The organism is Pseudoalteromonas ostreae (genome assembly GCF_018069805.1).
Classification (GTDB): domain Bacteria; phylum Pseudomonadota; class Gammaproteobacteria; order Enterobacterales; family Alteromonadaceae; genus Pseudoalteromonas; species Pseudoalteromonas ostreae.
In genome coordinates, this window is record NZ_JAGPYN010000008.1 from 107,342 (window position 1) to 131,930 (window position 24,589).

Genomic DNA, 24,589 nt, shown 5'->3' on the forward strand with positions numbered 1-24,589 from the left:
CTTTTTTATTGTCTGTTCTATCTTAGCTACTTTTTACATTAACTTTAAGCTTTAACTTTTGCCCAGGTTGTAAATACTTTTGTCCTGATAAGTCATTCCATTTAATAATATCGTTTACTGTTAAATTAAACTTAGCTGCGATGCGAGCCAGAGAGTCGCCTCGGCGAACTTTATAGGTGATTGTTCGATTGGTACTGACTAACGCCGCCTGAGGAGCCTTAGCGCTCTGATAAACCGTTAACTTTTGTCCTAAACGTAACACACTATTCTTTTTAAGTTTATTCCAGCTAGCGAGTTCATTAATGGTTACATCGTACTCTCTGCTTATATCCCATAAAGTGTCGCCACTTTTAACTGTATGAGACAGTTTCTTTTGGCTGTTTTTATTCGCTGCCAGAAGTACTTGTTCAGGTAAATGTTCGCTATTAATTGCACCGTCACTTAACGGCACTAATAACTGTTGACCAATACGAATGGTATTTGACTTTAGTTTATTGAGTGATTTGATAGCGCTAGTGCTGGTGGCAAATTTTTTCGCAATCACCGATAAACTGTCACCGCTTGCGACAATATATTGTTGCCAACGCAGGCGATCTTTTATCGCTGTTTTAGCTAATAATTGTTGAAACTGCTCAATTTTATCTGTTGGTAATAATAAAAGATGAGGACCATTAGGATCCGTTGCCCAGCGATTAAAGCCTGGGTTTAAGCGATAAAGCTCTGTTAGGCTAATATCGGCCATTTGAGCCGCTAGTGCTAGATCAATTTGCGAACCAATATCAACCACTTCAACAACTTGTGCATTGATGATTAGGTTCCATTTTAGACCAAATTCATCAGCACGTTTTAATAAATCAGACAGTGCAAGTAATCTTGGTACATAAGCGGTGGTTTCGCTTGGTAAATCAAGCGACCAAAAATCAGTAGGCAAATGTTTTTTGCGATTCTTTTTTATGGCGCGTAATAAACGACCTTCACCTGAGTTATAAGCTGCAATCGCGTTAAGCCAATCACCCTCTAAGGTTTTGTGTAAATAAGATAAGTAATCGAGTGCAGCGCGCGTGGATTGCACAATGTCACGGCGACCGTCGTACCACCAGTTTTGCTTTAAATCAAAACGCTCACCAGTTTGCGGCATAAATTGCCAAATACCCGATGCACTGCGGTTTGAATAACCAAACGGATCAAAGGCACTTTCTACAATCGGCAGCAATGCAATTTCGATTGGCATATTACGTTTTTCAATTTCTTCTACAATAAAATGCAGGTAAGGTTCAGCACGTTTTGAAATGCGATCTAAATACGCTTGGTGCTTTGCATAATAATTACGCTCAGCTACCACAGGGCGATTTTGTGGTACTTCTATTGATAATTGGTAACGAATTCGCTCCCATACATCATCAAAAACAGGTGGCGCTTCATCGTCATCATTCACTTGATTGTATTGCGTATTAAGCATCAATGCTTCACTGATATCGTATGGGCTAGCGCCATTAAGTTGTGGCTGCTCTGCTTGATTGACGATAGCGTCATCAGGTTGTGTTGATGTCAAGGTTTGACAACCACTTAGCACTAAAGTTAAGGTTAAAAGGAGGGGGGATTTATTCATAAATACCAATATATCAGGTAAAAAACTCGGCGAATACTACCCGTAATGAGCTAACATTGCCACTTTATGACTATTTAAAAAGTGAAAAATCAACACTTAAACTCATAAGTTATTGATTGTTATACAGTCACATTTTAGAAGTGGTCTTTCCACGCTCTAAGACTCGCAAACCTTTGGCAATGTTCAATATTTTGTTGGGATTTTTTTTCATCCTGCTGATGTTTTTTTGGGATATGCGTCACTATTTTTGCTAAATTAGTTCGCATAAATGGGTTTATTTTTAGCTCTAATGCGAGTGTACTTGGTAAGGTAATTTGATTATTTTGACGCTGAATATCTACCCACTGTGCGTACTCGATTAAATCGCGGTTGCTAGGTTCTACCGCCAACGCAAAAGCTAAATTTGCCTGCGTGTATTCATGGGTACAATAAATTTCACACTCAGGTGGTAATTTTTTTAATTTATCAAAAGAATGTTGCATCTGCTCAGCAGTTCCTTCAAATAAACGCCCACAGCCACCACTAAATAAAGTATCACCAGTAAAAGCAAGCACAGGATTAGTGTAACAAATATGATCTAAGGTATGTCCAGGTGTTGTTATGATGGTAAATTCCGTACCAAGTACGGTTATTTTATCAGTGTCCATTAGTGGCTTTGTGACTCCTTTAAATGGACTATTGTGTGGACCATATACATCAATACCCACAAATTTTTCACACAAAGCGGCTACACCATCAGTATGGTCATAATGGTGATGGGTAACTAAAATACCTGCTAAGGTTAAACTCATTTGGTTTAAATAAGTTAAGACCGGTTCAGCTTGACCAGGGTCAACTACCCATGCCCGCGAACTAGTAGGCTCGCTAAGGCACCAAATGTAATTATCAGAAAAGGCTTTAATTGCTTTGACTTGCACCATGTAACATTGCTCTATAAAGTGACGATATCAAACAGTATAACGAGCTCAGCGTATGAAACCAGCCCTTAGTTTTCAAGAAGGCCCCAAACCACTGTCGTGGCAAGAGTTTCCTCATGGTGACTATTTACGTAGTGATATAGAACGTAAAATGGTCAAGTGGTTACCGCGTATGTTTGGCTATCACATGTTAAAACTGGGAAATTTGAGTGGCGAACTTAATACCAGTAAAAGCACTATTAAACACCAAGTATGCGTGGCTGAATCTGGGCCATTTACTGGTGTTGTAGCTGATATAGACGAATTACCCTTTTACGAGCACAGCGTTGATGCGTGTATTTTAAGCCATTGCTTAGAATATCATTCTGATCCGCATCATATATTACGTGAAGCGCATCGAACTTTGATCCCTGGTGGTTACATGGTGATCACCGGATTTAACCCATTTAGTTTATGTGGATTGGCGCAGTTGTTACCCTTTAGCGGTCAAAAGCTGCCATGGACGGGGCGCTTTTTCACTCCCGCACGAGTAAAAGATTGGCTTAACCTATTAGGTTTTGAGATAGTTAGCGATGAACGTTTTATTTATTCGTCATTAGCACGAGGCAATCGTTTATCGCGGTTTGCGTCATGGCGACGTTTTACCAGGCAATATTTAAAACCTATGGGCAGTGTGTATATGTTGATCGCTCGTAAACGCGTTGCGCCTTTAACTCCTATAAAGCCTAAATGGCATGCCCGTCCACAGTTTGCTCCAGTAAAAGGAGCAGGTTTACGGCAAACTTCAAAACAACACTGTGAGCGGGAGCGTTAAATAACGTTGATTGTTTTGCTGTGCTTGCGGTAATTGCCCTGCACGAATATTCATTTGTATTGCTGGGTGCAGCAGAGCAGGGGCATTAAGGGTGGCGTCGCGTGTTTGCCGAGTTTGAATATAATCTTGCTCAGTATTTTGCAGGTGGATATTACTATTTCGCTGCTGCCAAACAGTGGTTTTATTAGCTAGCTCGCGGCCATTTGGTTGATAGTCATGGCACATCCACAAGATGGTTTGATCCGGTAATGCGAGTATCTGTTGTAAAGAATGATACAATTGCTTGGCACTGCCGCCTGGAAAGTCACAACGAGCGGTGCCGCTATCGGGCATAAAGAAGGTGTCGCCAACAAATAAATTACCCGCCACTAAATAACAGACGCTATCAGGGGTATGCCCAGGTGTTGCAATTACCGTAACGTTATACTCGCCAAGCATAAAGTTGTCATTATCGTTAAAGAGTTGTTCAAATGGGCTACCGTCGCAGGGCATATCAATATTATATAAGCGGCTAAAGTATTGCTGCACCTGTGTGATTTTGCTGCCTGTAGCGAGCTTACAAGGATTTCTAGGGGCAAGTTGCTGTTTTATATAACTGGCGGCAGTAATGTGATCTGCATGGGCGTGACTTTCTAAAACCCACTCAAGAATAAGTTGGTTATCGTTTATATGGGCAATGATCTCGTCGGCGGTTTGAAAACTTAACGTACCGCTAGTTGCATCAAAGTCAGCAGGGACATCGATCAGCATGGCAGATTTAGTAGTTTGGCAAGACACTAAATAAGTAAAGGTAGCACTTTGCGGATGAAAAAAAGACTTGATCGAGATAGCCATTTAACAACTCCATTATTTAATATATCCAAATCTTATATCATATAACTAAGTTATTAAATGGTTTACGATGAATTATCTACTAATATTATTCAGGGTTGTAACCCTCATCGACTAATAAATCTTTACTGCCAGCGGCATCACGCGCCAAATCATCAACAATTTCATTGTATTTATTGCCGCTATGACCTTTTACCCACTTCCAAGTCACATTATGACGGGCGCAGGATGCATCAAGACGCTGCCATAAATCGACATTTTTAACTGGTTTTTTAGCAGCTGTTTTCCAGCCTCGCTTCTTCCAGTTAGCAAGCCATGATTCAATACCTTGTTTCACGTATTGGCTGTCGGTGGTGAGGTTTATCTCACATGGGCGGTTTAAACTCTCAAGAGCAACAATGGCTGCGAGCATTTCCATTCGGTTATTGGTGGTGAGGGTATAGCCTTGGCTTAATTTTTTTTCGTGGTCATTATAAAACATAAAAATACCATAACCGCCGGGGCCCGGATTACCTAAACATGAGCCATCGGTGTAAATCTCTACGGTTTTTTGCACTGTTTTCCCTTGATCTTATGTACAATAAAGTGATTATAGAAAGATACCAGAGTCAGGCTAAATTCGATATGGCACGAAGACAAATAGTTTTAGATACAGAAACCACCGGCATCGACCCTAAACAAGGGCATCGTATTATTGAAATCGGCTGTGTGGAATTAGTTAATCGCCGTTTAACAGGCAATAACTTTCACGTTTATATTAATCCGCAACGTAAAAGTGAAGAAGAGGCCATTGATGTTCATGGTATCACGAACGAATTTTTACGTGATAAACCGCTATTTCATCAAATCGCTCAAGAATTTCTCGACTATATTAAAGGAGCAGAGCTGGTAATTCATAATGCACCGTTCGATGTCGGGCATATGGATAATGAATTTGCGTTACTAAATCAAGGTTACCAAAAAACCCATGATTACTGCCAAGTTCTCGACACGCTCAAAATGGCGCGTGACTTGCATCCTGGTCAGAAGAACAACCTTGATGCGTTGTGTCGGCGTTATGATGTAGATAACGCTAAGCGTACCTTACACGGCGCGCTACTGGATTCGGAGATATTAGCCGATGTTTATTTAGCGATGACCGGTGGGCAAGTAAAGCTCAACCTTAATCAAAATAAAAATCAAGGCAGTGAACAGCAGCAAAAAGAGCTGCGCCGTTTAAATCCAAACCGCGCACCGCTGCTAGTACTGCATGCCAGTAGTGATGAGCAACTGGCTCATGAAGAACGATTAAATATAGTCGGTAGCCAATGTTTATGGCGTGCCGAATAAGGCAAAGCATGAGAAGCATACTGTTAGCTGTGTATTTGGTGATGATGTTACCAAATACCAGCAATGCAACAAGTGAAGATAAAATAACTTTACTGCAGCGTGATGGGCAGCAAAATGAGATCCCGTTATTGGAAAATCGTTTTCGTATCGATTATAAAGTTGACGAAATCACCTTATTGTTTTTTCGTAAGCCGGGTACACCTGCGGTCGTTTTAGTCAAACCTGATGGTAGTAAATACTATGCAACCTCAGCGAGAGAAGATGACAACCTACAATGGTTTGATGAGCTAAGCTATGATCTCATTACGATTAAGCAGCCAATGCCAGGGCCTTGGCAAGTCGTTGGTAGTATTTTGCCAAAAAGCCGAATTGTGGTATTAGGTGAAGTAGAGCTGCAAGCCGAACCATTACCTCCGTTACTGTTTCGTGGTGAAACAGTTAAAATTACTGGGAAAATACTCAATGATAGTGAGCCAATTAAAGTCGGGCTGTTTCGGGATGTGGTCAGTTTAAATGTTGATTTTATTAGCACCAACAACAGTGACTTTGCAAACTTTGGCGCAGGCACTCAGAATGTTGCTGAATTTAAAGATGATGGCCGTGGTTTCGATGAGCGTCCCAAAGACGGTGTTTTTACCGGAGAATTTAAATTAGTTTTCCCCGCTGGGCAGTGGCGACCGGAGCTATATATTGAAACCCCATTATTAAAGCGTACTGTTGTGCAAGATCTTATCGAAGTTAAAGAGCCCCCCTTTAGTTATGAAATCGCCTTAGGCGAAGATGACTTGCAAGAACATCATTTAACTATCACCCTTGATAATAAAATAGTGCAACCCGAGACGGTATTGTTCCAAGGTAAAATTTATTACCCCAATAATGAAGAACAAATGTTTATGCTTGATGCTAAAAACAGTTTAACCCGTCAGCTGACGATTAAAAATTATGACTGGGGACGATACAGTGTTGAACTGTCTGTTTTTGGCACAAATGTTAATGGGCGTGAATTTATGGCGACTTTACCGACCTATAAATTTGAAATAGAACGGCCAATTGAAGTAGTGCCTGAATTATCAGAGCCTGTTATTACTGAAGCCGAGCAGCAAGAAATAGAGAGAGTTGCAAAGGAAGCCGAATTAATGGCAACAATGACATTAATAAGTTTAATTATTGGCGGTAATTTATTCGTTTTATTATTGGGTTGGTTAGCAATTCGGGTATTTGTGCAGAAAAAATCGGTCATACCAAAAATAAGCATTCCTTTTTTAAAGAAAAAAACACCATCTGAAGATGAATCATCGAATAACGAAAAAAATGAAGTTGGTAAAAATGGCTCAAAAAATGACAAATCAGGTGAAATTTTAAACCTTTCGATGTCAGATGACTAAAAAACCTGTAAAAAAACAAAAAAGCCCTTGACGAAGTAGGGGCTGATTCGTATTATTCACGCCGCTGCAAAGGGAGACCTAAGCAGCAAACGAAAATACGGAGTGGTAGTTCAGTTGGTTAGAATACCGGCCTGTCACGCCGGGGGTCGCGGGTTCGAGTCCCGTCCACTCCGCCAATTTTCGACAATTTGTAAGTACGTGCTGGAGTGGTAGTTCAGTTGGTTAGAATACCGGCCTGTCACGCCGGGGGTCGCGGGTTCGAGTCCCGTCCACTCCGCCAACGCTTACACAACATATGGTTGTAAAACATATTCTTATTATGGAGTGGTAGTTCAGTTGGTTAGAATACCGGCCTGTCACGCCGGGGGTCGCGGGTTCGAGTCCCGTCCACTCCGCCAATAAGAAAATAACAGTTTAAATACGCGCTGGAGTGGTAGTTCAGTTGGTTAGAATACCGGCCTGTCACGCCGGGGGTCGCGGGTTCGAGTCCCGTCCACTCCGCCACTATTTAAACACTGTTATATTACAAAATTTGTATGCTGGAGTGGTAGTTCAGTTGGTTAGAATACCGGCCTGTCACGCCGGGGGTCGCGGGTTCGAGTCCCGTCCACTCCGCCAACAAATTAAGTAATAACAAGTAGTATGATATCTCTGCGGAGTGGTAGTTCAGTTGGTTAGAATACCGGCCTGTCACGCCGGGGGTCGCGGGTTCGAGTCCCGTCCACTCCGCCACTTGATATCATGAATAAAATTAGTAAGTGCATTACCCCATGCACATACCACTGCGGAGTGGTAGTTCAGTTGGTTAGAATACCGGCCTGTCACGCCGGGGGTCGCGGGTTCGAGTCCCGTCCACTCCGCCACTTGTTATTTCCTCAATAACAAGCAATAAATAATTTCCTTATTAATAAATCCAAACATAATTTTTTATCAGCTATCAGCTATCAGCTATCAGCTATCAGCTATCAGCTATCAGCTATCAGCTCGACTCTTCTATACTAACCTGCTAATATTCTTGGCTATTCTTTAATATTCAGCTTCTTATCTCTGCATGAATTACCAAGAATCTAATCTCACTTTAAAAAAGGAAGCATTAAGATGAGTACATTAGGTCAGCAATTAAAGCAGCTAAGAAATAATAAAAAATTGAGCCAACCTGAATTTGCCCAGCAAGCGGGTATAGAGCAGAGTTATTTATCCAAGCTTGAAAACGATAAATCAATTCCCTCCAATGAAATATTTAGAGCTTTATTGATAGCATTAGATCTTTCAATTGATGAGTTTATGAAGCCACTAGTATCGAGTCACGATAAAGTTAGACTGATGCAAATACCCGATGTAGAGCTGTGGTATAAAAGTAAAGCAGTAAAGAGCTCAGCCACACAGCGTAAGGTTATTTATCTCGCAATGTTTTTAATATCTATTGGTTGTGCATTGTTTTATGCAGGACATAAAAACTATGTGTTCAATGAGCGCTTTTACGAATATAAATCACAAGGTGTGATCAAAACAGGTGAACCTCTGAATGTTTTTACTCATTGGAGCAATTATATTATTGAGTCGAATCGAGAAAAAAGAGATGAGAAAAATCGGGAAATGCTGGCCAGAAGGGTACCAAGTTTTAAGTTAATGGATGAGTATGTCGGTGAATCATTTGTTGAAGAGGTTGAGGGAGGTAAACGTGTTTATACTGCAAATGAGCTTTCGCGGACTATGCCACATGCAGGCAATAGTTGGTTTGAGTTTTTAGGCATTTTTACTGCTGTGTTTGGCTTAGCCTTAGCTTTGCTTGAACCACGATTAACTAGGCAATAAAAAAGCCTGCGTACAAGAAAACGTAGCAGGCTTTAATATAAATTGGCTTACAATTAACCTTGTGGGCCAAATAACTCCTTTAAGTAAGTATCTAAAAAGTTTAGATACGCGTTAGAGGCGCTAATACGATTTTCTTTTTTGCTAAAACCATGGCCTTCATCGTCAAATAATACATACTCTACTGGCACACCATTGGCTTTTACAGCGGCAACTAGTTCATCGCTTTCGACTTGTAGTACGCGTGGATCGTTAGCACCTTGAATAACCATTAAAGGCTTGGTGATGTTCTTTGCGTGGAATAATGGTGAGATTGCACGATGACGCTCGCCATCAGTCGCAGGGTCGCCCATTTCATCATACAAGGCTTTTTTAAAGCTTTCCCACCAAGGCGGGATGGAGTTAAGTGTTCTTACCCAGTTGGTGACGCCAAAAATATTAATGCCAACTTTGAACTCTTCTGGCTCAAACGCCAGCGCTGCTGCAGTCATAAAGCCACCGTAACTGCCACCTATAATGCCGATTTTATCCGCATCAACCCAGTCTAAAGTTTGTAAGTGCTTTTTGCCGTAAACGATATCTTGTAAGTCGTCAGTGCCGTGTTTTTTATCATCTAAATGAAAAAAGGTTTTACCATAGCCTGAACTGCCACGGTTATTTACTGCAAAAATTGCATAGCCGTGATTAACTAAATGTTGCTGCATCGCGCTATAACCGGTGCGACTTTGCCCACCTGGTCCGCCATGCACCCAAATAAGTGCAGGCACTTTATTGTTACTATTGGCTTGTTTTGGTTTATAAAGCACGCTGGGTATTTCTAAACCGTCAAAACTTTTAAAACGTACGATAGTACTTTCAACTAAATCATTTTGGTCAATTTCTTTACTTAATGTATTCGTTAATCGCTGTGCTTTATTACTGCCTACTTGCCATACAAATAAGTTACTTGGTGACGTGTCTGAGTTTAGGTAAAACGCCATGCTCTTTTCATCTGCAGAGAAATTAACGCCACGTAAGTTGCCTGCTGGTAATTGCGGCATCGCAATTTCTTTGCCTGTTTGTGTGTCTATCACTGTTACTTTGGTACTGGCATCAGCATTAACACCACTGACTTGATAGCGCCCCGATTTAGAAAAATAAATAAAACTAACATCCCAGTCATCTTTGAGTGCTGGACTGTGCTTGCCTGTGGCGAGCTCATATTGCCACACCTCTGAAAACTCTCCTTTAGCGTCTGTTGAGTAGTATAAATATTTGCTGTCTACAGAGAAGGTCTCAGGCGTATATTGTGCTGGTGTATCGTGTTTTGAAATTAATTGCGGCTTGAGGGTTTTCTTATAGGTATCAAGAATAAACGTGTCGCTGTCTTTATTGGTGTTACTTTTAGATAGCGCAATATAACGACCATCAGGGCTGATTGCCCCCATATCTAAACCTAGGGTGTTTTGATAAACAGGCTCAATTTTATAGGTTTTACTATCAACGCGATATAAGTCCATAAATTTAGCATCGCGCTGGTTACTGGTAATAAAAAACTGACTGCCGTCTTCAGTAAACCCTGCAAAGCTTGCACGGGTTTCTTCCCCTGGAGTTAAATCTTTTACAGATCCGTCAAGTTCACGCACGTAGACATGAAAACGTTCATTACCACCAGAGTCTTTGGTAAATAATACGCGTTCATCATTTGGAAAATAACGGACAGGGTAGGTGCTATCCTGAAAATTTGTTAAACGGGTTTTAGCGCCTGTTTTTGCATCTACTTCGTATAAGCTATAAATTCCGCTTTCATCAGAGCTTACCAATACTTTAGCGCCATTGGGTGAAAAACTACTGCCCATAATCGCGGTCGTGTTAAAGAAGGTTGTTGCACTGTAAGTTTTAACTTGCTGCTGAGTTTGCTGTGACTCTATTTCAGCGGCTGTTGTGCTGGTTGATTGGCTACAACCGCTTAAGGCAAGGCTGATTGCACAGGCGAGTGCGGCAAATTTCAATTTTTTGTTCATAGTACATTCCTTGGTTTATTGTTATTTAATCATATTTTTACCGATTTTAGTGTTGCCCGAACATTATTTAAACGCAAGTTTTTAGTTAATTTTAACTGCAACAAAGTGTTACAAAGCCTGGGTCGTCAAAAATACAACCCGCGTTATAATACTCACTTATTTAAAGGCTCTCTCATATAAAAGGAAAGTGATGATTGAAGTTAGTGGTTTACATAAGCAATTTGCCCAAAACATCCTATATAAAGATTATCGCATCAGCTTTACAGCGCCGAGAGTATGTATTGAAGCGCCGAACGGTCAAGGTAAAACCACACTGCTAATGATGCTTGCTGGACTTGAGCAACCACAAAGTGGACAGATATTATTTGCAGGCAAGGTGTTGTCTGAGCCTTATAAACAGGTAGCAATTGCCAGTGAACGCATCGCGCTGCCTGAGTTTTTAACTGCGAAACAAATTATTAATTTAACGGTTAGCAGTTTAGGCTGCAATTGGCCAGCTGAGCTCATTAGCGGTTTTAACTTTACTGAATTTTTAAATACTCGTTTTGATGCATTGTCATCCGGTAATCAAAAAAAGTGCCAATTAATTTTAGCGTTAATGCGCGGTGCGCCGTATTTATTACTAGATGAACCCAGTGCGGCACTTGATCAGGCAAGTATCCAATATCTTCTCTATTTACTTGACTTTTACTTAGCAGATAAACCAAACGGGCAAATTATTATTACTTGCCATGAACCAGCGCCGTTTATCGAGCATGGCTTTGAGTGTGTCCCCTTATGAGCAAGCTAGGTATTAAGCTTGAGATTGTACAATATCGCTCATTTATGCAGTATCGTTATCAGGCCTATAAAATTGAGCTGACACAATTACTACTGCAACTAAAAAACTTTGGTTTATTATTTTTAGTGGTACTTGGCTCTGCCATGCTTGGTATGATTTTGCTGTTATTTTTAGGACTGGGCAAAATTATCGACAGCAGTGATGCGCCGCAATATGGTGCCCAAATGGCGTGGCTGTATCTACTACTGCAAAGCGTGATGCTCAGTGCAATGAAATCAGCCATTCAAAATAGTCAGCAGCGGCTCTTTCAACGCACTATTGTAAGGTCAAACTGGCTTAAGTTAATGGATATAAAACTATTACTTTTAAGCAATGGCTGGTTGCTAGCAAGTGTTGTAATTGCGCTGGATTTAAACTATTCACAGTGGCTACGAGCACCGCATTTTGTGCTGTTTATGTTACTGCAGCTTGGCTTAGGCGTGCTGTGTTTGTACAAGCCAAGAACATTAATATATGGCTTAATATGTACTGCCATTTTAGCCTTGTTACCAATTAATATAGCGCCGTTAGCTTATCACTGCGGCTTTATTATATTATTTGCGCTGAGCATGGTGTTGCCAGCATTTTCGCTGAGCGACCAGTTACCGGTCAATGCATTATCTACTTTTTGGCTGAGCTTTTTTATTCAACATAGCTGGGTATTAGTATGGCGAGTAGCATTATTGTTGTGTGTGTTTATGGCAATCACTACGTTACTGCATGAGCGTGCTGATTTAGCGGCTATATTTAACGTGATAGCGGCCGCTTTTATGGTGTTGTTTACCAGCTCACTGCAATTTGATTGCGGCAAGTTACATGATAAGTACCAGTTGTTTTTTCATGCAAATTATCAACAGCGGGTGTTTTTTATCAGTCAATTTATACCAAGTTGCTTGTTCTTTTTGATAACCTTGATCAGCTATTTGTGGTTTGTAGCTAAAATAGAGTGGCTATTAATATGCCTGAGTATTGGCTGGTGTGTTTTACAGTTATATATAGCGCAAAAAAAACCAGCGCATTATGCGCTGGTTTGGACAATCACAACAGGCGGACTGTTGGTTGCGTTAACCTAACAAGTTAAGCAGCATTCGCCTTTTTCGCCGTGTTATTACGTGCGGCTTTGCCTGCTAATAAATCTGCAGGGTCAAAGTCGTCAACGTTAATCACAGCTAAACGGGCTTTTTCGACGCTTGCCAGCTGATCAGCCTCGGCTTGCGTTAAAATACCCGCTTCAAGTCCCATCTGAGCAACTTTATCAAGCTGGAAGAAAGGCAGTTTAACGCCTTTTTCACGGCATACCTTATCAAATAAAGGTTCAACAGCTAGCACGTCTTTAAGCGTTTGCTCTTGACTACCAACCAAGTTAAGTGGCTCATTAGTTAAGTATACGTAGCTTGCTAAACGGTTACGTGTTTCGCTAGGTACTTGTAGAATTTGCGCTAGTTTATGTTCAAGCTTGTCAGTCGGTTTACGAACTGGACGACCGAACGGGAACAACATCAACTTAAGTGCTGCACGAAGCGGCGCTGATGGCATATTGTTAATTAAATCAGCAAGTGCACGTTGGCAGTGGTAAAGGTGATCTTGACAGCTCCATTGTACCAGTGCTAAATCTTCTTTTTTACGGCCTTCGTCGTTATAACGTTTCAGCGTTGCAGATACTAAATAAAGGTAACTTAGTAAATCACCTAAACGGGCTGAAATACGTTCTTTACGCTTTAATGAACCACCAAATACCGCCATGCTGATGTCAGACATCAATGCAAGTGATGCACTAAAGCGCGCAGCGGTGCGGTAAAACTCGGCTGTTTCATCTTTAAATGGTGTACTTGCAAAGCGAGCACCGGTAAAACTCATCCACTTAGTGCGGACTAAGTTTGAGATAGTAAAGCCGATATGACCCATTAAGGCTTTATCGAATACTGCTAGCGCTTCTTCTCGATCTTCAATTGCGCAGGCACCCAATTCAGTCAGTACAAATGGATGGCATCGAATGGCACCTTGACCGTAAATAATCATATTACGGGTCAAGATATTTGCACCTTCAACTGTAATGGCAATTGGTGCACCTTGATAGCCACGACCTAAATAGTTATTTGGCCCAAGCATGATGCCTTTACCACCATGAATATCCATCGCATGGATAGTAGAATCTCGCATTTGCTCGGTTAAGTGGTATTTAATTATCGCCGATACCACCGACGGTTTTTCACCTAAATCAACGGCACCGGTTGACATACTTACCGCTGCATCTGAGCTGTAAGCGTATCCTGCAAGCTTAGCAAGTGATTCTTCAATCCCTTCCATTTGACCAATTGGTAAACGGAACTGACGACGAATACGGCTGTACGAACCACTGGCAAGGGCGATGGTTTTAATCCCACCAACTGAGTTTGACGGTAACGTGATCGCACGACCAACTGATAAGCATTCAACCAGCATACGCCAGCCTTGGCCGGCCATTTCAGGGCCACCAATAATGTAATCAAGCGGCACGAAAATATCTTTACCGCGAGTCGGGCCATTTTGAAATGGCACGTTTAGCGGGAAGTGACGACGACCAATTTCAACACCTGGCATATCTGTTGGGATCAACGCACAGGTAATACCAAGCTCTTTGGTGTCTCCTAGTAAGCCGTCAGGATCTTGCATTTTAAACGCCAGACCCAGTACAGTTGCCACAGGGGCAAGTGTGATGTAACGCTTATTCCACGTTAGGCTTAGACCAATTACTTCTTCACCTTCCCACATACCTTTACACACTACACCATAATCTGGAATGGCGCTGGCATCAGAGCCTGCTTCTGGTGAAGTTAAGGCAAAGCATGGGATCTCTTGACCACTAGCAAGGCGTGGTAAGTAATGATCTTTTTGTTCTTTAGTACCATAGTGCTGTAACAATTCGCCCGGACCTAATGAATTAGGAACGCCTACAATTGATGAAAGCAGGGTAGATTTACTGGTTAACTTTTGCAGTACACACGATTGTGCAAAGGCAGAAAATTGCAGGCCGCCATATTCTTTTTTAATGATCATGGCAAAGAATTTATTATCTTTTAGGTATTGCCAAACATCTTGTGGTAAATCGGTCAACTCATGAGTTGCTTCCCAGTCGTCCAACATACTACATACCACCTCAACTGGACCATCGATAAAGGCTTGCTCTTCGATTGTCAATTTAGGCATTGGGTATTGATGTAATTTGTTCCAATCAGGACGGCCGCAAAAAAGATCGGCTTCCCACCATGTTGTACCCGCATCAATGGCTGATTTTTCAGTTTCAGACATAGTTGGAGTAACTTTTTTAAACATGGCAAAAATAGGTTTAATAATATATTGCTGACGAATGCCAGTAACAGAGAGTGGCACTGCGATGATCAAGAAGACCAACCAGCTAATTGCGCCAAAAGCACCTGCAAAGGTACCAATAACAAGTGTTGCGATGGAAACGCCAAGGGCAGTATTCCAGCTCGCTCTGTGGTAACTCGCGATGCTGAGCAGCACGATTAAACCAAGTGTAAATATGAGTGTCATGTATTCAATCCTTAATAGAGGTCAGACCACCTTTAGTTAGAGTAGCGCTAGAGCGAATAATTATCAAGTAGCTTAGTGAAAATATCAGAGGCTGCAATTTACACACTTCACCTCACAGCATACTGCTAAAGTAATGATTAGTCTGTATGGTTTTTAAGAAAATGTTCGATGCCTTGAATGTATTCATTAATTGTATTTACGTTCCTAAAATGGCGCTATTTAATGGCATTTTATAATTTGAAGGAATAAATTTAGAATGGCTTCTAATGAGCAAGAGTACGTCACCGTTCAAGAGTTAGAGCAAGCTCTTCTCACAGTGACGGGCAATCCCGCCATTGCAAAAAATCAAGCAGCTCAATATGCAATTTATTACCGAGGAGAAATCATTGATTCTGCTCGTTATAAAAAAAGGCCTCCTAAGTAAAGACGACCTAATTTTAAGTAGGCACGTTCGTTGGGAGCATAATAAAAGGCACAGTAAAAAACTTAGCGATAATATGATAGCCGCCAGCGCGGAGAAAATGTGGCTGCCCACCATATTGTTGCTTGGGATGACCCCCGAGCATCAAAAGCAAGGTTACGACTCGCAGGGTTTGGAATCGATATTGACCATGAAGCAAATGGCGTGTTTCTGCCAAGATTTGCTAAACATACTCCGATGGATACAATGCCTAAAGCTGAGGCACATACAAAAACCCACACAAACGAATACTTCTTAAACGTAGAAGTTTGACTTACCGATACTATTGGTGAGGGTTTAGGGCGCACAGGTATAATTGAATTACTTAGGGATATTGGCGACGAATTACAAAATGGTGACTTCCCACTACATGAAGAATTATCAAATATGATACCAAGGTAATTAAATGAATGATTTTAATAAAGTTTATGCTGTTGACATTGATGCTGGAGAATATTTACTGTTACAAGAAACAATGTTTGAGCAGTCAATGCAGTTAACAAACAATGATATTTATACTTTCGATGGCAACCCAAAGGGTAATGACTGGCGCGCTGTAGATGTTGATTGGTTAATAGTTGAGGGTGAAACCCCTACTAACAAACCCGATGTTGCAGGCTGGGGAGCAATGGCGTTTGCAATTCCTGCATCCTTAAAAGATATATTTGAAGCCACACTTGAAGAATGCTGTGAATTTTTACCACTAAATCTAAATGGTGATGAATGGTTCGCGTTAAATATTTTAGAGCAGCAAGACGCAATTAACCAAGAGCACACAGAATTAAACATGAAGAATGGTCGTGTAAATAGGGTTAGGCGCTTTAAAAAGCTCACTTTAAGTAAGGGTGTTATAAAACATGGTGGATTGTTTAAAGTGAAAGGGGCTGGAATATTTACCTTTTGTACAGATCAAGAAGGTGGCCTATACGACTTGACTAAAAGCCATAATTTAAAAGGGCTAAAATTTACGGAAGTAAATGCTATTTAAATAAATTTGCTCGCATTTAGCGGGCTTTAATGAATAAGCATAAATTTATGTCAATTGGTTTGATTTCCAGAATTCAATAAATCTTGAGATAAGTTCTCTAACTTTTTTACAAAAATATCCCCAAATATGTTTATAGTTAAACGAGCAATTAATGGAGTAATGTCTATGGAATGAAGTGATACTCAAAATAGCGCTTCCTAATAACGCACCTATTATTGTAAAAAATAAAAAAGGAACTTGAGCTGGCACTTTAAAATTTTCATCTAAATGCCTTGTCTATTTGGTGTAATTGGTAAGCTCTTTTCTAATTTAATTATTATTGGCTGACTTTGTTTTGTCTTATTAAGTTGATTTAAGAGGCCACTATGGAACTTAGGTTCTATGCTCTGTTTTTGCACTGAAACCAACTTTTAGGCAGCTTTATCAATTTAATACCTATTATTCTTATTTTCATCAGTTGTATGGTGATAGCTCAAGTAAATATATGGACAAACATAATCTATAGGAACTTGCCTTTGCGATAAGGTTGTTTAACAATAACCGCATCAAAGTTGTAAAAATAAATTATATAGCAGCCACAAAAGCCAATGTGAAACCATAACGGTGACTAAGCCAAATTATAGATTATTTTTATCCGCTTAACTATCTAATATTAAAGGTTAATTTATTTTATGTGTGAGTTGCTTGGCATGTCGGCGAATGTGCCTACGGATATTTGTTTTAGTTTTTCAGGTCTGTTAGAACGTGGTGGTAACACAGGCCCACATAAAGATGGCTGGGGCATAACCTTTTATGAAGGCAAAGGGTGTCGTACTTTTAAGGATCCTGAGCCGAGCTGCCAATCTGAGATTGCCAAGTTAGTTAAGGCATATCCTATTAAAAGTGTCTCGGTGATTAGCCATATTCGCCAAGGTAACCGTGGCCGAGTGTGCCTTGAAAATACGCATCCGTTTACTCGTGAGCTGTGGGGCAGGGAACTGACCTACGCACATAATGGCCAGTTATCTAATTATCATGATTTAAAGCCTGAATACTATCGACCTGTTGGTAACACAGATAGTGAACTGGCGTTTTGTTGGTTACTCGATAAAATTCGTGAAAAATACCCAAAACGCCCAGCTAATATGGCGTCGGTATTTCGTTATGCGGCAAAGCTTTCTCATACGCTGCGGGAAAAAGGGGTGTTTAATATGCTACTGACCGATGGCGTGTATGTATTAGCGTATTGTACAAATAACTTACATTGGATCACCCGCCGTGCGCCGTTTGGTAAAGCAACTTTGATTGATGCGGATATGGTGGTGGATTTTCAACAAGAAACCACACCAAATGATGTGGTCACTGTTATTGCGACTAGACCATTGACCAATGACGAACGTTGGCAAAAAATGGAACCAGGTGAATTTGCGCTGTTTAAAATGGGTGAGTTAATTTAGTTTTGGTGGGTAGAGTATAACAAAACCCAACGGGCAGTTTTAACGTATTGATTTATTAATAAGTCACAAGCTGAAAAGCCCAAGTTATAAACTTCATACTTGAGCTTTTCGTTTTGTCTCTAATTTACTCTGGTGCTATTTCGCTTTTTACGGCTTCTGGAATAGCGACAGGGTTGGTTACTGTGAATGACTTAAGTTGTACTTCAAATTGTTCCACACCTTTTTCGCCTTTCCACATTCTGACGAGCATGTAGTCCATCTCAGGGGCGAACCATGCAAGCGCTTGGCGTTTATCGTTATCATATAAACGTTTTACTTTAATTGCTTCGATATTACCGATTGGTAATGAAATAGTTTCTTTGCCAACTACCTCAAAGTCGTATTCACGGCAGTTGCCTTTTTTATCAACTAGCTGGTACGAAAAAGTGGTTTTTCCCATCTTTAATTCTTCGCGCACTTGTACTTGATATGAAATTGAGTCTTGCAATTGATCAGACCATTCACACTCGACAGGGTATTTACTCTCGCTACTGTTTACCAGTTTTTTTGTGTGGTCAAATTGCAGTGTATACTTTCTATCAGGGCCAGTGCCTGTACGGATCATGCTATAACTTAGAGGTGTGACTATTTTGTCGCTAAAAGTAAAGTTTGATGTTTCTTCGCGTGAATCTGAGAATATCATCCATTCAATATCACTGTGGTAGCTAACTTGATAACTGTTATCTGTTAGTTTTTTTAATGAGCGGACGCCTTGACCATGATTCTCGCCTTTGCGCAAAATATCATAGTTAGCTTCAAATTGAGTAAGCTCACCAGCAATTAAACTAGTAGGAAGTAATAAAGTGCCTACACATAATAGCAAGGCACTTAGTTTTTTATTCTGGGTAGTGCGCGCCGTGTGCAGGAAGTTGTTTTTTGTCAAGAACTGCATAATCTGCTTCCATAGTAAGTCGTTGTTCGCTGAACCACTTAACCACCAAAGGATAAATTATATGCTCTTGCGCATGCACGCGTTTTGCTAATGTGTCGGCAGTATCATTTGCTAACACCGGTACTTTGGCTTGAAGAATGACAGGACCGCCATCTAATTCTTCTGTAACAAAGTGCACACTTACGCCATGAATGTCATCTTTTGCATCAATTGCTCTTTGGTGGGTATTCAGCCCCTGGTACTTAGGCAACAAAGAAGGATGAATGTTCAACATTTTTCCTTTAAATTTTTGCACTAAGTTAGGAGTAAGAATACGCATAAACCCAGCTAATACAACTAGATTTGGCACAAAAGAATCAATGACGTTCATTAATTGTGCATCGTAGGCTTCGCGCGAGTCAAAATCTTTATGGCTGAGCACTGCTGTTGCAATGCCCGCTTGTTTTGCTCGCTCAAGGCCATAAGCATCTGCTTTATTACTAATAACAGCTGCTATGTTTGCGTTGATCTCGCCACTATTACAGGCATCAATGATGGCTTGTAAATTAGAGCCACTACCTGAAATTAAGACTACTAGACGAGCTGGGGCCATTAGTCACGGCCGCCTAAGATTTCAACTTGCTCTTCGCCTGCTTTAGCATCATGGATTTCACCAAGGTGCCAAGCATTTTCGCCAAGATCTTTTAAGATGCTTAAGCTTTGCTCAAGTTTGTCAGCAGGTACAACTAATACCATGCCTACACCACAGTTAAATGTACGGTACATTTCGTGGGTGGTGATGTTACCGTTTTCTTGTAACCAGTTGAAAATACCAGGCCACTGCCAACTATCACCTTTCACTACTGCTTTTGCAGACTCTGGTAATACGCGTGGGATGTTTTCCCAAAAGCCGCCACCAGTAATATGCGAAAGAGCATGTACATCTACTTGCTTGAATAGCTCAAGTAAAGGTTTTACGTAAATACGCGTTGGTTCAAGTAACGTATCGCCTAATGTTTTACCTTCAAATTCAGCACTTGTATCAGCATTTGATACTTCAAGTACTTTACGAATTAAAGAAAAACCATTTGAATGTGGGCCGCTAGATGCAAGTGCGATTAGTTGATCACCAGCAGCTACTTTTGTACCATCGATAATATTTGCTTTTTCAACTACGCCAGTACAAAAACCAGCCATATCGTAATCTTCGCCTTCGTACATTCCTGGCATTTCAGCAGTTTCGCCACCAATTAACGCACAACCAGAAATTTCACAGCCTTTACCAATACCTGTTACTACGTCTGCGGCAGTATCAACATCAAGTTTGCCTGTTGCATAATAATCTAGGAAAAATAATGGCTCAGCACCTTGAACGATAAGGTCATTAACACACATTGCAACTAAATCGATACCTACTGTATCGTGTTTTTTAAGGTCGATAGCTAAGCGTAGCTTAGTACCAACACCATCAGTGCCTGCAACGAGTACTGGTTGCTTATAACCTGCTGGGATTTCGCAAAGTGCGCCAAAGCCACCAATTCCGCCCATAACTTCAGGACGACGGGTTTTTTTAACTACGCCTTTAATACGCTCAACAAGTGCGTTACCGGCATCGATATCTACGCCCGCGTCTTTATAACTTAGAGACTGTTTTTGTTCGCTCACAGGATTTCCTCAAAAAAGTGCATGGTTTTGCATGTGTATGCTTAGAAACGCGCGTATTTTACAACAATTGCAAGGGCGCGGCTAGTTCAAATATGAGTTTACCATTATTGACAAGGACACTTGTCCGTATAATGACATGATAGATTTAGGTAACAGGTGCTAGGTCGTTCCGAGCACCTAAAACCTAGTTCCTTTGGTATTAAGCCTTTGCAGTCAAAATTGCACGCAACGGCGCTGGGTAACCTTCAATTGTTTTACTCGTATCGTTTGGATCTAAAAAGTCGATGAGTGACTCGTTTTCCATCCAATCTGATTTACGTTGTTCGTCAAGCGTTGTAATAGCACAATCTTTCATTTGAACATCTTTAAAGCCAACACGCTCCATCCAGAGTTTTAGCGCTGCAGTGCTTGGAATAAACCACACGTTACGCATCTTCGCATAGCGGTCAGTTGGCACGAGTACTGTGTTTTCATCGCCTTCAATGACTAAGGTTTCAAGCACTAATTCACCACCTGGGCGAAGCTGCGCTTTTAATTGTGCTAAAAAGTCGATAGGGGAACGACGATGATAAAGCACACCCATCGAAAACACCGTATCAAAGGCTTTTAACTCAGGCAGGGCTTCAACACCTAGCGGTAATAAATGCACGTTTTCATCTGGGTTAAAGTGTTTGATGGCTTGAAACTGGCATAAAAATAAATCAGACGGATCAATGCCAACCACAAACTCAGCGCCTTCACCGCGCATCCGCCATAAGTGATAGCCAGAGCCACAGCCGATGTCTAAAACCATGCGGCCTTTTAGCGGCTCAATATGGGGTAATAAACGATCCCACTTCCAATCGCTGCGCCATTCAGTATCAATTTCAATACCGTGTAGGCTAAAAGGGCCTTTACGCCATGGCATCATTCGTTTTAATAAGTGAATGGTTTGCTTTTGCTCGCCGTCGGTCATTTCGCCAGGGGCACCAATTTCAACTTTGTCGATAATATTGACATGTTTGCTCGCCACTTTAGGCAAGTTTTTTAATACTTTTTGCCATTTTGGTAAATCACCGTGACTGGCCTCTAATTGCCAGTGTTTTAATTGGCTAGGTAGCGTTTCCAGCCAGTGACTTAGCGGACTTTGTGCGATTGCGGCGTAAAATTGGTTAAACCATTGAGACATTGAATTACTCTTTATATTTGTTACTTGATTGCTACTAGTGAGCAAAAATTAAAACATTGATACCACACTTGGGTTTGGCTAAAGCCAATATCGGTAAGTCGAGAAAGGTGAGCATTTAAAGTATCTGGGCGCATTACATTCTCAATGGCAGTACGTTTTTGGCTAATTTCTAATTCAGAATAACCATTGTGGCGTTTAAAATCGTGGTGCAAGTCAATCAGCAAGTTATCGCATTGATCGTTCTCGCCTTTGATTTTTTCGCTTAACAGCAATACACCACCGGGTTTTAAATTAGCGTATATTTTTTCAAGCACGGCTTGACGCTGTGCGGGTGGAATAAACTGCAAAGTAAAGTTCATGGCCACCACTGACGCGTTTTCAATGTTTAGCTCATTAATATCACCAAGCGTCACCGTAACAGGCACTTCTGAGCGAAAGCCGTGTAAATGTAATTTACAGCGCTCAACCATGGCTTGTGAATTATCAACGGCAATAATATGGCAATTATCAGTGCAGATATTACGGCGCATGCTTAATGTTACTGCGCCTAGGGAACAGCCCAAATCATAAAGGTTTGAATTGCTTTGCGCATATTCACCGGCCAATTTACCCATTGTACTAACAATGGTTGCATAACCCGGAACTGAGCGCTGGATCATATCTGGGAAAACTTCTACTACATGTTGGTCAAAGCTAAAGTCTTTAACCGCTTGCTCAGTGGCATAAATGCTGTCTTTTATGTTCACACAAACAGTCTCTTGAAAAATAATAGGGTTATTTTAGCATTTTATGCTGGATAGTCAGTGATAATTTCAGTAGCTTGGCTAGAATAATGAATAACAAGTAGAAAAAGAGAAGTTTATGAGCAAAAGTAAAGTGATCAGCACGGAAGATATATTGGCAACTCTATGTCATTCTGTAACAAGTGTATTGTCATCTGCAAGTGGTAATAGTATTAGCTACTCAGCGATGGTACAAAAAATAACCCGAACCTGTATGCGCCCTGATATCGGTTGTTTTGTATTATTTGATGGCGGATTTACAGGACTGGTAATTACTAATTTCACATCGCAAGCGGCGATGGAAATTTATCATGATTATATGCGCAACATGGGGATGCCTGAGGATGAGATTGCTCATAGTCATTTATCTGACGATGTATCAAACGTACTCGGTGAATTGATGAACCAAATCGTTGGTGATTTTACTTCAAAGGTACGCGAGCAGTTACATACTTCAATCACCCAAAATCAACCTAAGATGATGGCCATCAACAAGCAAGTGCAGATTTCGGTCGATACAACAATGGATAGACCTCAAGCACGGCGCGTGACATTTACCACCAGTAAACAAAATATCTTTTATTTAGAATTAGCGATGGATAAAACTGAATTTATTAAATTACATGATTTTGATATTGCTGAAGCTATTGACCCAGATGACATCATCGAAAACGAAGCAAAGCATAAAGCAGAAAAACAAAAAGCTGCAGATGCTAAAACAAGTGATTTAGATGATGACTTTATGGCAGATCTTGGGCTATAAACAACTCTGATCGAGCTGCGAGTTAAAACGGCATATTGGGTTTCGTAGTGAAACCCATGTTTTCGTGCTCAATTGAATGATTAAAAAACGCTATGCTATAAATTTAGCGGATAATCATTTGATCACGTTCAGGGCCCACTGACACCATACTTACAGGTACGCCCATCAGTGCTTCGATGCGTTCTACATAATGCTGCGCTGCAGCAGGCAGACTGTCGAAGGTACGGCAACCGGTAATATCTTCATCCCACGCTGGCATGCTTTCATAGATTGGCGTTAAAGCCGCTGTTTGTGGCCAAATAGGGTTTTCGCTGTGATCGCCTGCATAACCAACGCAGATTTTTAAATCTTTCATGCCAGAAAGGCAATCAATTTTGGTTAAAGCGATTTCAGTGGCTGCTTGTAATTCAACACCGTTACGGGTGGCAACTGCATCAAAATAACCCATATCACGTGGGCGGCCAGTCACTGCGCCATATTCGTTCGCGCTTTCACGAAAATTGTCTTGCTCTGCCATGGCGGTAACAAGTGTACCTGTACCAACAGATGAGCTAAATGATTTAGCCACAGCGATAACACGCTCAGGGCGCAAAGCTGGCAGCCCGCTGCCAATTCCTGCATAGGCAGCAGTCACGTTTGATGATGTAGTATACGGGTATTCGCCGTAAACTAAATCGCGGCCTGCGCCTAGTTGCGCTTCAAACAATAAGTTGGCATCTTGCTTTTGCAGTGCTTTTAAAGGCTCTGTTACATTACAAATAAATTCACGCCAAGGAGCGCTGACTGCTAATAACCACTCAGTCATTTGTTCAGCTGTTTGTGAAAAATCACAGCTTGGGTAAAGGGCTTTTAGCTGTGGCATTTTCCAATCCAGCATAAATTGAATACGCTCTAATAAAACGTCTGGCTGATTTAACCAGCCAACTAAAATGCCTTTTTTCATTACTCGGTCGCCGTATGCAGGTGCAATTCCTTGACGAGTAGAGCCGTAAGCGGCATCGCCTAAGCGCACTTCTTCGAGGGTATCTTCAAGGGCGTGTAATGGTAAGCATAACGTTGCACGATCAGAAATACATAATTTTACATCAACACCGGCGGCGTTAACTTCGGCTATTTCTTCGCTTAATGCCGCAGGGCTTATCACCATGCCTGGGCCTAGTACTGCAATACAATCAGGATTAAAAATACCGCTTGGTAATTGATGTAGTTTAAACGTACCAAAGTCATTCACAACGGTATGTCCGGCGTTGTTACCACCTTGAAAGCGAATGCTCGCAGATGCGTTCTCAGCTAGAAAATCGACGATACGGCCTTTGCCTTCATCACCCCAGTTTGCACCTACAACAACAATTGACGGCATAGT

General features: G+C 41.1%; 22 protein-coding genes, 7 tRNA genes and 1 pseudogene. 18 read left to right on the plus strand and 12 right to left on the minus strand.

What is annotated here, in order from left to right; all coding sequences use genetic code 11:
* Positions 1-22: 22 nt before the first annotated feature.
* Both J7338_RS08375 and gloB read right to left on the minus strand, forming a co-directional pair.
* Positions 23-1,609 (minus strand): lytic transglycosylase, encoded by a 1,587-nt coding sequence (locus J7338_RS08375; RefSeq protein WP_210796622.1) that lies wholly within the window; start codon positions 1,607-1,609, stop codon positions 23-25.
* Between the two features lie 134 nt (positions 1,610-1,743).
* Entirely contained in the window at positions 1,744-2,529 is a 786-nt protein-coding gene (gloB, locus tag J7338_RS08380; protein ID WP_210796624.1) for a hydroxyacylglutathione hydrolase, read from the minus strand.
* A 52-nt stretch (positions 2,530-2,581) separates the two neighbouring features.
* Here gloB and J7338_RS08385 point away from each other — a divergent pair, with 52 nt between their 5' ends.
* Positions 2,582-3,340: a class I SAM-dependent methyltransferase gene (locus J7338_RS08385; protein WP_210796626.1), complete on the plus strand. Its 759-nt coding sequence runs from the start codon at positions 2,582-2,584 to the stop codon at positions 3,338-3,340.
* Here J7338_RS08385 and J7338_RS08390 read toward each other — a convergent pair.
* On the minus strand, positions 3,311-4,174 hold the full coding sequence (locus tag J7338_RS08390; RefSeq protein ID WP_210796628.1) for an MBL fold metallo-hydrolase: 864 nt from the start codon (positions 4,172-4,174) through the stop codon (positions 3,311-3,313). The genes J7338_RS08385 and J7338_RS08390 overlap by 30 nt on opposite strands.
* A gap of 85 nt (positions 4,175-4,259) precedes the next feature.
* Complete coding sequence (gene rnhA, locus J7338_RS08395) at positions 4,260-4,727, minus strand: ribonuclease HI (protein WP_210796629.1); 468 nt, start codon at positions 4,725-4,727, stop codon at positions 4,260-4,262.
* A gap of 68 nt (positions 4,728-4,795) precedes the next feature.
* On the opposite strand from rnhA, the gene dnaQ reads away from it, so the two are divergent.
* The 10 genes from dnaQ (at position 4,796) to J7338_RS08445 (ending at position 8,700) form a co-directional block, all read left to right on the plus strand.
* A complete protein-coding gene (gene dnaQ, locus J7338_RS08400) occupies positions 4,796-5,500 on the plus strand; it encodes a DNA polymerase III subunit epsilon (RefSeq protein ID WP_210796631.1) in 705 nt (234 codons plus the stop codon).
* Positions 5,501-5,508: 8 nt separating this feature from the next.
* On the plus strand, positions 5,509-6,885 hold the full coding sequence (locus J7338_RS08405) for a TIGR03503 family protein (protein ID WP_210796633.1): 1,377 nt from the start codon (positions 5,509-5,511) through the stop codon (positions 6,883-6,885).
* A gap of 99 nt (positions 6,886-6,984) precedes the next feature.
* Positions 6,985-7,061: transfer RNA gene (locus J7338_RS08410), tRNA-Asp, on the plus strand.
* Positions 7,062-7,088: 27 nt separating this feature from the next.
* A tRNA-Asp gene (locus J7338_RS08415) sits at positions 7,089-7,165 on the plus strand.
* Positions 7,166-7,206: 41 nt separating this feature from the next.
* A tRNA-Asp gene (locus J7338_RS08420) sits at positions 7,207-7,283 on the plus strand.
* 29 nt (positions 7,284-7,312) lie between these two features.
* Positions 7,313-7,389 (plus strand) — tRNA-Asp (locus J7338_RS08425).
* A 37-nt stretch (positions 7,390-7,426) separates the two neighbouring features.
* Positions 7,427-7,503: transfer RNA gene (locus tag J7338_RS08430), tRNA-Asp, on the plus strand.
* Positions 7,504-7,540: 37 nt separating this feature from the next.
* Positions 7,541-7,617: transfer RNA gene (locus J7338_RS08435), tRNA-Asp, on the plus strand.
* Between the two features lie 54 nt (positions 7,618-7,671).
* Positions 7,672-7,748 (plus strand) — tRNA-Asp (locus J7338_RS08440).
* A 235-nt stretch (positions 7,749-7,983) separates the two neighbouring features.
* A complete protein-coding gene (locus J7338_RS08445; RefSeq protein ID WP_210796634.1) occupies positions 7,984-8,700 on the plus strand; it encodes a helix-turn-helix domain-containing protein in 717 nt (238 codons plus the stop codon).
* 53 nt (positions 8,701-8,753) lie between these two features.
* Here J7338_RS08445 and J7338_RS08450 read toward each other — a convergent pair whose 3' ends face one another.
* Entirely contained in the window at positions 8,754-10,700 is a 1,947-nt protein-coding gene (locus tag J7338_RS08450) for a S9 family peptidase (protein ID WP_210796636.1), read from the minus strand.
* Positions 10,701-10,890: 190 nt separating this feature from the next.
* On the opposite strand from J7338_RS08450, the gene J7338_RS08455 reads away from it, so the two are divergent.
* Both J7338_RS08455 and J7338_RS08460 read left to right on the plus strand, forming a co-directional pair.
* A complete protein-coding gene (locus J7338_RS08455; RefSeq protein WP_210796637.1) occupies positions 10,891-11,481 on the plus strand; it encodes an ABC transporter ATP-binding protein in 591 nt (196 codons plus the stop codon).
* Positions 11,478-12,593: a DUF6136 family protein gene (locus J7338_RS08460; protein WP_210796639.1), complete on the plus strand. Its 1,116-nt coding sequence runs from the start codon at positions 11,478-11,480 to the stop codon at positions 12,591-12,593. Before J7338_RS08455 ends, J7338_RS08460 begins: the two co-directional genes overlap by 4 nt.
* Positions 12,594-12,597: 4 nt before the next feature.
* Here J7338_RS08460 and fadE read toward each other — a convergent pair whose 3' ends face one another.
* Complete coding sequence (gene fadE / locus J7338_RS08465; protein WP_210796641.1) at positions 12,598-15,054, minus strand: acyl-CoA dehydrogenase FadE; 2,457 nt, start codon at positions 15,052-15,054, stop codon at positions 12,598-12,600.
* A gap of 256 nt (positions 15,055-15,310) precedes the next feature.
* Here fadE and J7338_RS20790 point away from each other — a divergent pair, with 256 nt between their 5' ends.
* From J7338_RS20790 to J7338_RS08480, 4 genes and pseudogenes are all read left to right on the plus strand, one after another.
* Entirely contained in the window at positions 15,311-15,478 is a 168-nt protein-coding gene (locus J7338_RS20790; protein ID WP_228732948.1) for a hypothetical protein, read from the plus strand.
* 93 nt (positions 15,479-15,571) lie between these two features.
* Positions 15,572-15,787, plus strand: a pseudogene (locus J7338_RS20795) (AHH domain-containing protein); the annotation flags it as partial.
* 133 nt (positions 15,788-15,920) lie between these two features.
* Entirely contained in the window at positions 15,921-16,502 is a 582-nt protein-coding gene (locus J7338_RS08475; RefSeq protein WP_210796643.1) for a hypothetical protein, read from the plus strand.
* Between the two features lie 671 nt (positions 16,503-17,173).
* Positions 17,174-17,938 (plus strand): class II glutamine amidotransferase, encoded by a 765-nt coding sequence (locus J7338_RS08480; RefSeq protein WP_210796645.1) that lies wholly within the window; start codon positions 17,174-17,176, stop codon positions 17,936-17,938.
* 124 nt (positions 17,939-18,062) lie between these two features.
* On the opposite strand, the gene J7338_RS08485 is transcribed toward J7338_RS08480, so the two are convergent.
* From J7338_RS08485 to cmoA, 5 genes are all read right to left on the minus strand, one after another.
* Positions 18,063-18,860: a DUF3108 domain-containing protein gene (locus tag J7338_RS08485; RefSeq protein ID WP_415837774.1), complete on the minus strand. Its 798-nt coding sequence runs from the start codon at positions 18,858-18,860 to the stop codon at positions 18,063-18,065.
* Positions 18,814-19,461, minus strand: coding sequence for a phosphoribosylglycinamide formyltransferase (gene purN, locus J7338_RS08490; protein WP_210796648.1), 648 nt, complete (start codon positions 19,459-19,461; stop codon positions 18,814-18,816). Before purN ends, J7338_RS08485 begins: the two co-directional genes overlap by 47 nt.
* A complete protein-coding gene (gene purM, locus J7338_RS08495) occupies positions 19,461-20,513 on the minus strand; it encodes a phosphoribosylformylglycinamidine cyclo-ligase (protein ID WP_210796650.1) in 1,053 nt (350 codons plus the stop codon). The genes purN and purM overlap by 1 nt, the downstream gene beginning before the upstream one ends.
* A gap of 199 nt (positions 20,514-20,712) precedes the next feature.
* Positions 20,713-21,681 carry a tRNA 5-methoxyuridine(34)/uridine 5-oxyacetic acid(34) synthase CmoB gene (gene cmoB, locus J7338_RS08500; protein ID WP_210796651.1) on the minus strand — a complete coding sequence of 323 codons (969 nt, stop codon included), beginning with the start codon at positions 21,679-21,681 and terminating at the stop codon, positions 20,713-20,715.
* Positions 21,682-21,701: 20 nt separating this feature from the next.
* Positions 21,702-22,427 (minus strand): carboxy-S-adenosyl-L-methionine synthase CmoA, encoded by a 726-nt coding sequence (gene cmoA / locus J7338_RS08505; RefSeq protein WP_210796653.1) that lies wholly within the window; start codon positions 22,425-22,427, stop codon positions 21,702-21,704.
* 115 nt (positions 22,428-22,542) lie between these two features.
* Here cmoA and J7338_RS08510 point away from each other — a divergent pair, with 115 nt between their 5' ends.
* The gene (locus J7338_RS08510) at positions 22,543-23,226 is read left to right on the plus strand and encodes a DUF3334 family protein (protein WP_210796655.1); all 684 of its coding nucleotides are present in this window, start codon (positions 22,543-22,545) and stop codon (positions 23,224-23,226) included.
* A 103-nt stretch (positions 23,227-23,329) separates the two neighbouring features.
* Here J7338_RS08510 and J7338_RS08515 read toward each other — a convergent pair whose 3' ends face one another.
* Positions 23,330-24,586, minus strand: a complete 1,257-nt coding sequence (locus J7338_RS08515) for an adenylosuccinate synthase (RefSeq protein WP_210796657.1) — start codon at positions 24,584-24,586, stop codon at positions 23,330-23,332.
* Between the last annotated feature and the right edge of the window lie 3 nt (positions 24,587-24,589).